Origin of the sequence: Streptomyces sp. NBC_00203, from assembly GCF_045206325.1 — a bacterium.
Classification (GTDB): Bacteria; Actinomycetota; Actinomycetes; order Streptomycetales; family Streptomycetaceae; genus Streptomyces; species Streptomyces lutosisoli.
In genome coordinates, this window is sequence record NZ_CP108126.1 from 3,593,585 (window position 1) to 3,607,599 (window position 14,015).

Sequence of the window (14,015 nt, forward strand, 5' to 3'; positions counted from 1 at the left end):
CGTGACAGGTTAGTGGCGGCGCGCAGCTGATGCCGGACGCCTATTACCAGGAACCGGACGGGGTCGGCTGAGCGTGCGCCTCGTTCGCGCGCGCCATGAAGTGAAGCGGCTCGCCAAGGAAGAACCTTGGCGAGCCGCTTCGGCCGCACCGTTATGTCACTTGCCGCTCGTGGTGGCCGACTGCAGCACCGTGCAGTCGGAGTTCCACGACGGCAGCTCATGCCGAACCTGATCGAGATCGCGCCCCGGGTAGCTCGGTGGCGCTTCAGGGATCCCGTGGACTTCCAACAGGTAGAAGTCCGCACGATCTCCACTGACAGAATGATCGCCGTCAGGGAAGAATTCCAGCTCCAGTCGCAATCCGCCATCGGCGACCCCAGAAGGCCGACTGGACATCACCGAGAACGCCATCAGTTTCTGCTGCTGCGGCGCTCCGCTCCAGTGAAACGATTGTAGTCCACGGACCACAAGGAGGGCGGAATTTCCCGTTGGATAATGCGACGCAGTGCGCATGTCGAAGAGCAGCGCCGCACGATTCGCGGTCGGACACACTCTGCAATCCAGGAGTTGCGCGTCATGCAGGGCGTCTTGTTCCTTCAGCGGGTCCCAGTCGATTGGCTCCGGAGCCTGACGGTAATCCTGGGACGTGAAGACGTTTTCCACGAGGGTCATTGGATCGGAATGTGCCAGTAGGGGTCGGACTTGGGCACGGGCTTACCGGTCATCGGATTGATGATCTGGCCTCCATCATTGAAATAGCTTATATAGCCGTTGGGGTATGGATGCGGCCCGCTGGTCACTGGATCCATGACGCGCACGTATCTGACGCTCTTGTGGAACCCGTTAGCCGCAGCTTCGGATGCCTTGATGTCAAAGAACCACCCCTTCCCGTTATTGGCCGTCGCAACGGCCTTGCGGCCCGTGGGAAGCCAGAGCTTTTCGCCCTGGGGCCCGACGACGTTGCCGATCAGACACCGGCTGTTGTGGACCAGCACCGGGGTTCTACCCGCCAGCACATAGTACGTGTGCAGTCCCTCGACGGTGAGGTTGTAAGTGCGCGCCCGCATGGTGAATGACCGGTTGCCGGCGACGATGACCGAGTCGCCCTTGTCCGTACGCAGGGTCATGCCCGGCTTGAGGTTGCCGGCCTGCACCCAGTCGTGCTGCGACGGTGACCAGAAGGGGTGTTCGTGTGTCGCGGTGAGCTTCTCGATGCCGTTCTCGGTGGCGATGGAAAGCTCGTTGAAGTGCTTGTCGTCGTCGGTGACGATGAGGCGGGTCACCTGCCGGGAGGACGTCTTACCGGTTTCCGGGTCGGTGGCGAGGACCTTGTCTCCGACCTTGACGTCTTCGATGTCCTTGGTCTTGCCGTCGGCCATCAGGACGTCGGTGCCGGCGAGGAAGCACTTACATCCCTTGGTTAGCTTTGAGACCCATTCCTCAACGGCTTTAGCCCCCTTTTTGAGAAGTGAGTCGGGAACCAACTTGAAGACCTTGCCCAGGGGAAGGTCCGTTCCAGCGATGAGGCAGCTCGATACTCCTGAGCCGGACAGGCAGTCCTTCCAGGACGTGGGGTCGGGCAGGAAGGTCGAGGCAAGGGTCTTGAAGACCGCTTTCTGAACCGTGAGGTCGTAGGGCTTGTACACGATCTTCTTGCCGAGCGCCGGCAGGTCGCTACCCGTCTTTACAACGCTGTGGAGACTCCCATCCCCGCTATAGACATAGTGGGAGTTCTCGTAGTGGTAGCCCCAGGTGCCGTCAGCGTTCGGGGACATCCAGTCCCGATAGCTGTCGCCGCCGCTGCCGCAGCCGTACTCGCAGGCAGTGACAGGCCTGAGCCCGTCGGGGTCGCTGTAGGCGATGGGGTTGTTGACGGAATACGAGTAGGCGTTGAGGTTCTGCGGGTCATACGGCGTGAGCAGCGGATCCGGGCTGAGGAATCGGCCCAGTTTGGCGTCGTACATGCGGGCGCCCAGGATCGACAGGCCTGTCGCATCGTCCTCGGTCTTGCCCAGGAAGCCTCGGTCCGTGCCGGCGGGCAGGGAGGTCGTGCCGTTCTGTGCTCCGAAGGGCAGGTAGTGACGGCGCTGTGCGGTGCCCGTGGCGGCGTCGATGGTCACCTGGGTCGACGCCTGGTCGTCGGACATGATCCAGCTCAGCTTGCTGCTGGTTGCGGTGACCGCAGTGCGCATGGCCACGGTCGAGGTGCCGTCGCTGTAGTAGCGGGTGGCCTTCGGGTTGGCGCCGGGGGCCTTGTGGACCTCCTGGCCCGAGAGGTACAGGACGGTCTCGTCCGTGGACTTCCGCTCCAGGAGGTCGCCGGAGGCGTCGTAGACGTAGCCGGTGGTGGCGGCGCCGCTGGTGGCGGTCACCTGGTGCAGTTCGTTCCAGACGAAGTCGGTCTTGGCACCGCTGACGGTGCGGCTCTTCATCTGGCCGTCGTCGTCGTCGTATTCGTAGCTGTCGGTGCCTGTGGGGGTCTTCACCGTGGTGACGCCGTGCGGGTGAGCGGCGCCTGCGGTGTAGATCTGCTGGTCGGCGGAGTAGCCGGGGTAGACGTAGTCGTTGACCTGAGCGCCGCCGGCGGTGGTGTTGGTGACCTTCTGGAGGTTGCCGATGCCGTCGTAGGTGTAGTCGAGCTGGTAGGCATCCTGGCCGGTGGCGAGGTCGGGTGCGAAGGGACCGGAGCAGCCAGTGGTGGCCGCCGTGGTCCAGGCGCGGGAGATGCGGACGAGCTCGTCATAGGTGTAGCACTGGTGCTGTCCGGTGACGCGGTCTGTCAGGTCGGTGGTCTGACCGGCGTTGTCGCGGAGGTAGTCGTCGTTCTGGACGGGGCCCTTCGTGCTGGTGGTGGCGGTGATGTTCTTCAGCCAGCCGGTGCCGTTGGTGTCGTCGTAGGTGTACGTGCGGCTGGCTGTGGTGCCGGTCGTGGCCGTGGTGCCGTAGGTGCGGTCGGTCAGCCGGCCGAGGCTGTCGAATCCGGTGGAGTCGACGTAGACCGTGTTGTTGAGGCTGCTGGTGAGCTTTTCCGGGTTGCCGACATCGTCGTACTGCGCGGTGACGGTCTCTTCAGGCAGGTCCCCGACGGCGGGGTAGGTGATGCTGGTCGGCTGGCCGGAGGCGTTGTAGGTGGTCTTCGTCTTGTAGGTGCCCTCGAAGCCCGTGCCGTCTGCCGGGACAGTCGTCTGCGCCTCCGTGACGTTACCGTCGGCGTCGTAGGAATTGACCTTGTCGGTGTAGGCGTAGCTGCCCACGTACGAGGTTGAGGTGGCCAGCTGGCCGATGCCGCCCGGGGCCGTGTCGTAGGTGTTGCGGGTCAACACCTTCGAGCCGTTCTGCACTGTCAGCGGCCGGTCGAGGTTGTCGTAGGTGTACGTCAGGACGGTGCCGTTGGCGTCCTTGGTGGACTGGATGTTGCCGTTGGCGTCGTAGGCGGTGAGGCCAGTGCCTGTCGGGTCGGCGTCGGGGTCCTTGCCGCTGATGCGCTCGCCGAGCCAGTTGTAGCTGGAGGTGGTGACGTTCCCCTTCGAGTCGGTGATCTGCTTGAGCCGACCGCTGCCGTCGTAGTCGTAGGAGGTCGTGTATGTCGACGGTCCGAACTCGACGACCTTGGTGACCTGTCCGAAGACGTCGGTGTAGGTGTTGGTGCGCTCACCGACCGCGGGGATGGTGGTGGTGTAGTCGCCGTGGTAGTTGGCGATCGTCTGGCCCTGGGCCTGCGGCTTGCCCGTCGCCATGATCCGGGACTCGGTGGTACGGCCGGCGAAGTCGATGACCAGGTCGGTGTACGAGGGCAGGCTGTCCACGGTGGGCAGCACCATGCCGCCGGTGCTGGGGTCCCCGGAGTTGTAGAACGCGGAGCTGCTGCCGGTGACGTTGCCCGAGGTGTCGTATCGCGTCGAGACGACGGTCCGTCCGGTGCCGGTCGGCGCCTCCGTCTGTGTCTCGCGGGTGCGGCCGAGACCGTCGACGTAGGTGTAACTGGTGAGGAGCTTGCCGCTGGTCTGCAGTGTCGTTGCGGTGGTCTTCGGCGGTGTGGTGGTGACCAGGTTGGGGACGCCGTCGCTGTTGGTGGGCTCCGTGATGATCTCGTACTTGTATTCGATCGAGGGAACGCCGGCGGGGTAGGCGCCGATCTGCGAGGGCTTGAACACCTTCCAGATGCGACCCACGGCGTCCAGGACGATGCGGGTCGTCTGACCGTTGATGTCCTGGCTCCGGTACGGGGTTCCCCACAGACGGGAGTACCAGGTGGTGGTGGACTGCGGCGTGGCCGGGCCGTTGCCGGCCAGCCCGTTGTCGTCCGGGTCGGGTGTGGTGACCGTGACGCCGTCGACGGGCCAGGAGGTGGCCGGCTGGTACGTCGTCGTCGCGGTGTTGTGCTTGCCGTCGGTCACCTGGATCTGCCGGCCGGCCTGGTCGAACTTGGCGGTCGTCTCGCGGGAGTGGCTGACGTCCGCGTCCGTGTAGGCGCGGACCGTGGTGGGGTGGCCGTCGGTGGGCTTGTTGGTGTCGACCGAGGTGGCGTCGTCGTACAGGGTGACCGAGTACGAGTCCTGGTTGTCGGCGGTTCGGGCCGCGCAGTCGGCGGCGTAGTGCTTGGTTTCGTCGGGCAGCACCATCCAGCGCTGGACCTGCGAGTCGGGGAAGTAGTCCGTGGTGTTGTAGGCGCGACCGTAGGTGGTGCAGCGGTTGTCGTCGGTGGCGGACAGGCCCCAGTCGTTGGTGCGCATCGGCAGGCCGTACTTGGTGCTGGCCGGCTCGGCCTCGTCGTACTCGTCCTTGACGGTGTGCTCGCGCCAGCTGCCGCCGGAGACCAGCTCCTGCGTGGTGGTCTTGGAGTCGCGCACGAAGCGGGCATCGGGCAGGCCGTCGTAGTGGGCGGTGTCGTGGACCCAGTACTCGTGCCAGGTCCGCTTGTGGGACTGGCCGGTGCCGTCGCGGTCGCTGCTCTCCAGGATCTTGCCGTTGAGCCAGGCGGAGTCGGTCTTGGCCGCGCTGCCGCTGTCACCGTCGTCGACCGTAACGCTGCGGGTCTTCGACGGGTCGTTCTTGTCGGTGCGGTCGCCGTCCATGCCGCGGTACAGCCAGTAGTACGTGGAGGCCGCGTTCGACTTGGTGCCGGTGTGGACCTCGACCTGCTGGTAGCCGCGCCACTCGGTCCAGGACTCGTCCTCGTCCTTGGTCAGCGGGTCGTTGGGGTACGCCCAGGCCGGCTTGCCGACGTAGTCGTACGTCGTCGTCATGACCGGGTCGCCGTCGTTGCCCGTGCCCGCTCCGGGGCCGGGGTCGACGCTGACCTTGGAGACGACGTACTTCTTGAACCAGCCCGTCTTCGACTCCGTCGAACCCTCGGGCAGCCACTTCTGCTTGAAGCAGGCCTGGGTGTTGTTGGACTCGGTGGGCGGGTTGTTGATGTCGCAGGTGTCCTGGTCGTCGTAGTTGCGGTAGGTGACGTTGACGAACGAGCCGAGGTCGCCGTGGATCTGGGTGACCCGGCGGAAGTTGAGGGTGCCGCCGCCGAGCTGGTTGTCCCGCCACTCACCGTTGATATTGATGGTCGGCAGGGTGATGTCGTTGCCGTCGCCGTAGCCCCGGCGCTGGACGTAGTCCAGCCAGAGGGTGTTGTCGATCGTGCCTGCGGGGTTGGGCAGCCCGTACTTCATCTGGTACTGCATCGCCGGGTCCCACGCCGAGGCGTCGTTGTCCCGCACGAACGTCTTGACGTCCCACAGCATCTGCGTGGCGAAGAACGTCGGCGAGTACGTCTCACCCGTGATCGACTTGCAGCCGTCATCGGCGGCCGTGCCGTCACACATCAAATCTATGGGCACATCCGGATACGAGTCCGGGTAGTCCGAGATCGACGGGCAGGGACGGGGCTCCGTGGCCAGTGGGTCCGTCTCCGCCATCCGCTCCACACAGCGGCCGACGTAGCGCAGGTCGACCTTGGCCGGCAGCTGCGCGCCGGGAATCTGCGAGGCCCAGCCGTATTCGATGCGCACCGGGTAGGCGGCCGAGTCGTACACACGCGCCTGGTCGCCGAGGAGCACCGAGCGGTAGTGGTTCTGCTCCTTCTCGTAGAAGTACGCGGTCTCCACCTCGTTGGCGTCCACAACACGGTCCAGGCCCCAGCGGTAGGCCTGCGTGCTGACGCCGACGCCGTTGTCGTAGCCGGGCTCACCCGGGTTGTTGCCGAACACCGGAACGGTCAGCACCGAGTGCGTGTACTTGTCCCAGTTCGCATCCGGGTCCGTGCGCTCCGAGCGGCCCCAGCCGAAGTAGTAGCGGTTGCCGTCCTGGGTGGAGATCACCCAGTACTCGTCGTCCGCGCCGTGACCGCCCGTCAGGTGCTGTACCCGCCAGCCCGGGTCGTCCTGCACGTGGTACGACCCGGTGCCGTTGCCGTCCTGGACCAGGGTGGAGCTGACGCCGTTGAAGTTGATGACATAGACGGCGCCGTCGTGTTCGTTGTCGTAGTTGGGCGAGTCCCAGCACAGGTCACCGACCCAGCCCGTGCCCGATCCGTCGTCCTGACAGCCCCGGTAGCGGCGCTCGATGAAGCCGATACCGCCCAGGTCCCAGCCGAGACCGGCCCAGTTGGCCTGGGTGTTCTGGGCGGAGGTGAGGGCGTCGACGGACTGCGAGTTGTACGACAGCGACAGGGATGGAGCGCTGCCCGCCGGAGGCTTGGGCGCCTGAAGAGGCAGGTTGTAGTTGAAGGCACCCGAGCCCGCGGAGACGTTCCACGATCCGGACGGCTTCAGCGACGAGGCCCGGAAGTCACCCGCATCGGAGGAAGAGCCGGACGCCACTGCGTACACGGTCGCGGAACTCGCGGCGGCCATGGTGGTGGCGGACTGGAAGGTGGACTGCCCCGATTGGTTGGGCTGGATGACCGAGATCTTGGCCTTGGGGTCGCCGTCCGCCTGCACGGTCGCCGTGATGGTGCTCTTGGCGACGTTGTTGGTGACCGGGATGGAGCGGGGGTTGGCCGTCGAGCAGCCCTTCGCCTTCGGTGTGGTCAGCGCGCAGGCGGGCAGGGCGACCAGGCGCAGGCGGGAGGCGAAGTTGCCGCCATAGGCCTGCTTGAAACCGGAGTAGTCGAAGGTGACCTTCACCGGGCCGGGGGTGCCGCGGCCGTCGTGCCGGGTGACCTGCACGCCCACCCCGGTGCCGCCCGCCCCCTTCAACTGCGTGTGGTCCAGGACCTTGACGTCGACATCGGTGGGAGCCGAGGCCACGATGGCGGACCGCTGCTTGGCCAGGGCCGTGACGGGAGCCGGCCCCACGTGAACGGCAGCCGCGCCCGTCCCGCCGGACGGCGTCACCGGCAGCGACTTGCCCGGCTTCAGACCGGACAGCGCAAGCCGTGCGTGGGCCGCCTTCGGCCACACCGGACGCACAGGCTTGGTCTGCGTCGGCTCCGCACCGTCACGCGGCACGCCCCCCGCCGCCTGCACCGGCACGTTCACCGGCTGCTTGCGCCCCGCCGACGCGACCGAAGCTTTGCCCGCGGCCTCGGCCGCGGGCGCTGCCAGCAGTGACGCCGCCAGCGCCAAGGCCAACGCCCACGAAGCGTTCTTCCCATGTCTGCGCGCGAGTCGCAAGGACCATCCCCACCCAAAGCAGGCCGGGACCCGGTCCCAGCGCATGTGCAAAGCAAACAGACCGTGTCCTCGAGCTATTGGCACAGTGATAGCTGCGTAAAGACAGGCCGAAAGTGCACGTTAAGCGAGCTGCTTCAGCGGCGGACAGCCCCCACATTTCGGACTGATCCACAAGAACCGTTCCTTCACAGCCTCTTTACAGGTGTGACGTGCATCACGTTTGCAGGATGTTCATGTATACGGCCGTGAGCTGGGGAAACTACGCTGGCGCAACGGTCGTTGAGGTGATTCAATCCTGCGTCGCACACGTGCTGTACACATCAACGCCCACGGTCGGCCGATGAAAGGTCCTGTGAAGAGACATGAAGCGTGAGACGCCTGGCCACCTGAGCCGACGACAGGTTCTGCGGCGCGCCGGCGGGCTGACAGCGGCAGCCCTCGTGGGCTCCGTGGCCCTCACCCAGGCCGGCACCGCATCCGCGGCTGTGGCGTCGTCCAAGCGTTTCGACCTCACCGACGGTTCCGACGAGTGGTTCCGCGAGATCCTGCTCAACGAGGCGACCATCCTGCAGTCGTTCGCCTTCGACAACACCAACAAGCACCTCTACACGGCGCAGTTGGTGCAGGCCGGGCGTGTCCTGCCCGGTGAGACGCGGGCCTACACCGGCACCGAGCGCTCCACGAACGGCGACCTGTGCATCACCCGCCTGGACTGGCAGGGCTACATCATCGGCCGGATGTACCTCAGGGGCTTCGGACACGGCGTGTCCATCGGCGTCGAACCCTCGGGCAACAGTGCCTACCTGTGGACCGAGACCAACGCACTTGCCGACAGCAACAACGACGGCTACGGAACGAAGATCGCCCGCTTCAAGTTCGCCAACGGAACCGTCGTACAGCCCGACTCGCAACAGGTCACCCGGTTCGACCCCGTGCCCGGCTCGGACCACAACACCGTCGCCATCGACCCCGTCAACAACCGCATCGCGCACCGCCACCGCATCAACGGCACCACCTGGAAGTACAGCCTGTACGACCTGGCCACCTTCAAGGCCGGCACCTTCACCCCGCTGGCCACCATCACCCAGCCGTCCGTGCTCACCGGCCCCACCTTCCAGGGCTACACCACCATGGGCCAGTACCTCTACACCCTCGACGGCACCGCCTACACCTACACCTACGACAGCGCCGGCAACGTGACCGGCACCAGCGCCAGCAACACCAACGTCACGTCGATCGACTGGAACACCGGCATCGTCAACGAACGCCGTCCGAGCAACGCCGGCCAGAGCCTCTTCTACCGCGAACCCGAAGGCATGGCCATCCAGATCCCCGACATGGCCAACCCCGCGGCCGCCCGCCTCTTCCTCGGCTTCGGCTCCGAGGAATCCCGCACCCAGACCGACAAGAAGGCCAGCTTCTACTACAAGGACCTCCTCGTCTGACGAAGAAGGGCACAGCTCCACGTCCCAAAGGGGCGCAGAGTCGTATCCATATGCGGGTCCGCCGCCTTCAACTCTTCAGCTCCGGAGGCGAAATCTCCGACTTGGCGATCGCCGAACCCGTCGTCCCCCACTTCTTCAGGATCGGCTCGTACGTCCCGTCGGCGGTGAAGGTGCCGAGGTGGATGGGTTGGAGTTCGCGGCGAATGCCCGGCCAAGTGCCGCCGGTGGTGGTCTCGGCGATGCGGTCAGCAGGAGGGCGAGCCAGCAGAGGACGACGTGGGCGCGGATGCGTTCTTCGAGCCGGTGGTAGACCGGCCGCAGGTCGATGATCTGCTTGAGCAGGGTGGCGACCTCGTCGAAGACCTGCTTGTCCAGGTCGCCGGCCGCGCTCAGGCAGCCATTCGGGGTCGGCCAGCGCCCGGTCGAACACCGCCTCGCCGAGCCTGGATGCGCAAGCGCCTTACCACTGGTGTAGCGCCGCAGCCGACTGCGTAGCCCCTCTCCCCTGCGTTCACCTGCCCTGCCGACATAGATGTGGGCCGGCTGGGGCCCCGCCTGGCGAGGCAGACGCCCGGCATCCCGCGGCACCTCCGCTTTAGCTAGAGCCACCCATTGCGACGACGGAGCCAGGGCCAGGACTTCCCGATCGAGCCCGTCGGAGTCATCGCAGAGGTCGAAGATTTCAGGCTCGCGCTCTGAAGATCACCAACAGCATCAATTTCGATTGTTCGATTGCCAGAGCCATCTTGCGCTGTCCGCGCTCAATCGGCACGTGGGGACAGCGCGTACTCGTCTGGGGCGGTCTGCGACCATGGAGCCCATGCGAAAAGACGGTGCGATACGGGCGACTGCAGTGGTGGCCTGCGGTGCGTTGGCGATGTCCCTGGCGGCGTGCGGCAGTTCGGACCACAGGCCTGCCGCCGCGACCAGCGACCAGGCGGACCACGCGCAGCCACGGAATACGGCCCTGAAGCGCATACCCGGCGTCAGCGACCGGCTGTGGCGACGCGTACCGGCCGATTCCCGCCAGGTGGTCACCGTCTACGGCGCGGGCAAGAACTCCCCCAACTCGACCGTCGTGCTCTTCAGCAAGCACGGCTCCACCTGGAAGCGGACACGTTCCTGGGCGGCGCACAACGGGAGGAAGGGGTGGACGACAGACCATCGCGAGGGCGACCGGCGCAGCCCGGTGGGAGTGTTCACGCTGAGCGACGCGGGCGGCGTGCTCGACGCCCCGGCAGCCAAGCTGCCGTACACCAAGTCCGCATTGTTCCAGGCCCCCCACTACTGGAAGAAGGCGTACTGGCACGACTTCGACTACGTCATCGCCATCGACTACAACCGGGTCAAGGGCACTCCGCCCAATGACCCGACCCGGCCACAGGGACAGTCGAAGGGCGGCAGTATCTGGCTGCACATGGACCACGGCAGCGGCACGTCGGCGTGCGTGAGCCTGTCCAAGTCGGCGATGCAGTACCTGCTGCGCACCCTCGACCCCAAGCAAAACCCGGTCGTGGTGATGGGAGACAAAGCGGAGTTGAAGGCCTGACAGCAGGACCGACAGCGCATCCGACCATGAGAAGGCGGGCACCGGCCGCGTTTCGAGGGGCGGACGACCACGGTTCCCGTGAGGGGACGACGTCGGTTTCCGGGCTGCGGACGGCCTTGGTTCTGGGACAGGCGCCCCCGCTGTCAGGGCTCACTCACAGAGTTCCGAGCAATATGTTCGTTATCCAGTGATTGTCCCCACGAAAGATTGCTAGCCGGGGCCAGAAGTCATACGGTCGGTGGTCGGCCTTCTTCTTTCGGCGCCCCTTCGCGGGCGTGCCCAGGGGCGGGCCGCACCTCCCATGCCTCCCCCATCCGCCGTATCCCTTCGCAGGAGCCCAGCCCGTGCCTTCCGCAGGCCTCTCCCTCCGCCGCATCGTGCAGCTCTCCGCACTGCTCGCGATGTTCGCGCTCTTCACGGCCCAGATCGTCTCCGCGCTGCTGCCGAACGTCCCGGTGTTCATCGCCGCGAGCGCGGCGGGTCTGGCTCTGGACGTGTATCTGCAGTACCGCGACCCCGGCCTGCTCGCGCCTCTCGGCAAGGTCCGCTTCGACGTCACCGTCCGCCAGCTGCTGCGCGACATGCTGATCCTGGTAGGACTGCTGCGGATCGACGGCATCGACCCGACGCGCGAGCAGGCGCCGCTACTGATCGGGCTGTGCGTCTTCTACGCGCTGCACTTCGCCTGCCAGGCCGTCTCGGTCCTGGTGCGCCGCACCCGCACGCTCCCGATCGTCACCCGGAACATCGACGCGACCGCGCTGCGTCTGACCACCGCGCCGCCGCGCATCCTGGCCCGCCGCCAGGGCAACCGGCTGCTGACGTTCTCCCTGCCGACGACGGCCGGCCTGCTGGTCACCGCAGCCACCACGAACGCATACTGGGGCGGCATAGGCGTCGGCATCGCGCTCGCGCTGATCATCGGCGGCATCGCGTACCTCGGCACCTGGCTGCTCCCCAAGAAGCGCGCCAAGAGCGAGCAGACGGTCATGGAATGGCTGGATCAGTGGCTGGCGGACTACCAGCCGACGGTCGCCATGTACTTCTCGGGCGGCACGACGTCCGCTTACCAGGCGAACATGTGGCTCTCGACGCTCTCACAGATCGACGCCAAGCCGCTGATCGTGCTGCGTGAGCGTTTCATGGTGCAGAAGATCGACGCGACCGACGTACCGATCATCTGCTTCCCGAAGGTCGCGACGATGTTCTCGCTGGAGAACTCGACGCTGAAGCTGATGCTGCACCCGGCCAACGCCGCGAAAACCTCACAGGTACTGCGCATCCCCACGATCAAGCACGCCTTCACCAACCACGGCGAGAGCGACAAGCTGTCCTCCTGCAACCCGTACGCCAAGGCGTACGACGAGGTGTGGGTGGCCGGTCCCGCGGCCCGCGAGCGGTACCTGATGGCCGAGGTCGGCGTCGAGGACAAGGACATCGTGGAGGTCGGTCGCCCGCAGCTGACGCCGATCCGCCCCTACTCGGGCCAGCCGACAGGCACGTACACGAACGTCCTGTACGCCCCCACCTGGGAGGGCTGGGACGGCAACCCCGGCAACACCTCGGTGGTCCTGGCCGGCGAGAACATCGTGCGCCAGCTTCTCGCCGACGACGGCGTGCGCCTGCTCTACAAGCCGCACCCGATGACCGGCTCCGTCGACCCGCGCGCGGGCGCCGCGAACGAGCGGATCAAGACGATGATCCGCGAAGCCAACACCAATCGGTCCGGTGCCCGCCCCGGCCCGGAGGCGGCGGCCGAGCTGGCCCGCCGTACGGTCGAGCTGGACACACTGACCTCGACCGCCTTCCGGACGAGCGCGGACGAGATGGAGCGGATGCTGCTCCAGGGTGCGCCGCGCGGCGACCGCGAGGCGGAGATCACCCGGGCGACGACGGCCTGGGAGTCCGCCTACTGGGCGTCATTCCCGGAGTGGGAGCACCAGATCATCACGGACGCGCGTCCGGCGATCTTCACCTGCTTCAACCAGGCCGACCTGTTGATCAGTGACGTCTCGTCGGTCGTCTCCGACTGGCTCTCCAGCGAGAAGCCGTACGCCGTCGCCAACACCTCGGGCATGACCGAGGCGGCCTTCCGCACCGGCTTCCCCACGGTCTCCGCGGGCGCCATCCTCACCCCCGCCGCCGACGGCGTCCCGGCCCTCCTGGACGCGGTCCGCCACCCGGAGCGCGACGAGTTCACCGCAGCCCGCGCCGAACTGAAGGAACACCTCCTGGGCCCCTCGGACCCACCCTCACTGACCCGCTTCAACGCCGCGATCGACGCCCTGCGCACCAAGGCCGACGAACGGCGCGTGCGCATGGAGTCCCGCCTGGCGGCGGAGATCCCGGGGCCGCGCGAGTCCGCCGAGGAACTGGAGTCGGAGGGGGAGCCGAGCGGGGCGGAGGACTCGGTCAACGCGTAGCGCGTCGACCAGGGCGGCACGCAGCGCCATCGATGACGAGAGCCGGGCCCTGGGCCCGGCTCTCGTCATCGGGGACGGCTCACACGGACAGCGCTTCAGTACGAGTCGTCGGCTTTCTCCCGGAAGTCCTTCAGGGACATGCTCTTCCCGTCGGCCCAGACATCTCCCGGAGCGGGCTTCTCGATGTCCGAGGTGCGGAAGTCGCCGATTCCGTGGCACTTGACGATGTCGTCGTGTCCCGAAGTGAAGCTGAACGAGTAGAGGGTTCCGGCGGTCAGCCCTTCGGTTCCCCGCCGGGTTGCCCGCCAGTCCGTGGGAAGGGACGTCAGGCTGATGTCTTTCTCTCCCTTCAACGGCTCCGGGGGCGCCCCCGCCCACATCTCCAACCCTCGCGTCGCCGCACTGCCGGACTCCTTCCCGTCCACGCGCCGGAGCTTCACCCCGGCGATGGCAGAGTCCGGGCACGCCCGCAGCCGCGCACGGAGACGCCACCCCGGAGTCCGTGACCGCCACCCAGCGGTTCGACCTCACCGCCCCCTCCACCATGCTGCTGCGCGAAGTCTGGCTGTCCGGAACACGCGTCCTGCAGTCCTTCGCGTTCGACAACACCCGCGGACACATCTTCGCGGTGCAACTGGTCGACGGCAGCCTCCAACTACCCGGCGAAACCCAGACATACTCCGGCAACGACCGCACCGCCAATGAAGACCTCTGCCTGATCCGCCTGGACACCTCGGGGCGAATTCTCGGCACCATGTATCTCCGCGGATTCGGACACGGCGTACAGATCAGCGTCGAATCCACCAATTCCGGCAGTTAACTGTGGACCGAGACACATTCCGTCCGCACAGTACTGACCGCAGACTCCCCGGCCCTCACCCAGTACACCCTCGAAAGCGGAGTCGACCGCACCACCACCGCCATCGACCCAGTGGGCTTCGCCCCGCTGATCGGCTACACCACGACAAGGGACACGACCGGTCGCGCC

8 protein-coding genes are annotated in these 14,015 nt (G+C 66.4%); 4 read left to right on the plus strand and 4 right to left on the minus strand.

Going from position 1 to position 14,015, the window contains the following annotated elements; genetic code table 11:
• Positions 1 to 156 precede the first annotated feature (156 nt).
• On the minus strand, positions 157 to 672 hold the full coding sequence (locus OG975_RS16260; RefSeq protein ID WP_406329887.1) for a hypothetical protein: 516 nt from the start codon (positions 670 to 672) through the stop codon (positions 157 to 159).
• Positions 669 to 7,568, minus strand: a complete 6,900-nt coding sequence (locus OG975_RS16265; protein ID WP_406329888.1) for a polymorphic toxin-type HINT domain-containing protein — start codon at positions 7,566 to 7,568, stop codon at positions 669 to 671. Before OG975_RS16265 ends, OG975_RS16260 begins: the two co-directional genes overlap by 4 nt.
• A 404-nt stretch (positions 7,569 to 7,972) precedes the next feature.
• On the opposite strand from OG975_RS16265, the gene OG975_RS16270 reads away from it, so the two are divergent.
• On the plus strand, positions 7,973 to 9,055 hold the full coding sequence (locus OG975_RS16270) for a Tat pathway signal sequence domain protein (RefSeq protein ID WP_406329889.1): 1,083 nt from the start codon (positions 7,973 to 7,975) through the stop codon (positions 9,053 to 9,055).
• Between the two features lie 135 nt (positions 9,056 to 9,190).
• On the opposite strand, the gene OG975_RS16275 is transcribed toward OG975_RS16270, so the two are convergent.
• A complete protein-coding gene (locus OG975_RS16275; RefSeq protein ID WP_406336785.1) occupies positions 9,191 to 9,643 on the minus strand; it encodes a hypothetical protein in 453 nt (150 codons plus the stop codon).
• Between the two features lie 232 nt (positions 9,644 to 9,875).
• On the opposite strand from OG975_RS16275, the gene OG975_RS16280 reads away from it, so the two are divergent.
• Both OG975_RS16280 and OG975_RS16285 read left to right on the plus strand, forming a co-directional pair.
• A complete protein-coding gene (locus OG975_RS16280) occupies positions 9,876 to 10,604 on the plus strand; it encodes a L,D-transpeptidase family protein (RefSeq protein ID WP_406329890.1) in 729 nt (242 codons plus the stop codon).
• A 344-nt stretch (positions 10,605 to 10,948) separates the two neighbouring features.
• The gene (locus OG975_RS16285) at positions 10,949 to 13,027 is read left to right on the plus strand and encodes a hypothetical protein (protein ID WP_406329891.1); all 2,079 of its coding nucleotides are present in this window, start codon (positions 10,949 to 10,951) and stop codon (positions 13,025 to 13,027) included.
• Positions 13,028 to 13,122: 95 nt separating this feature from the next.
• On the opposite strand, the gene OG975_RS16290 is transcribed toward OG975_RS16285, so the two are convergent.
• Positions 13,123 to 13,452 carry a hypothetical protein gene (locus OG975_RS16290; RefSeq protein WP_406329892.1) on the minus strand — a complete coding sequence of 110 codons (330 nt, stop codon included), beginning with the start codon at positions 13,450 to 13,452 and terminating at the stop codon, positions 13,123 to 13,125.
• Positions 13,453 to 13,529: 77 nt separating this feature from the next.
• Between OG975_RS16290 and OG975_RS16295 the strand changes: the two genes are divergently transcribed.
• On the plus strand, positions 13,530 to 13,847 hold the full coding sequence (locus tag OG975_RS16295; RefSeq protein ID WP_406329893.1) for a hypothetical protein: 318 nt from the start codon (positions 13,530 to 13,532) through the stop codon (positions 13,845 to 13,847).
• The last annotated feature ends 168 nt before the right edge of the window (positions 13,848 to 14,015 follow it).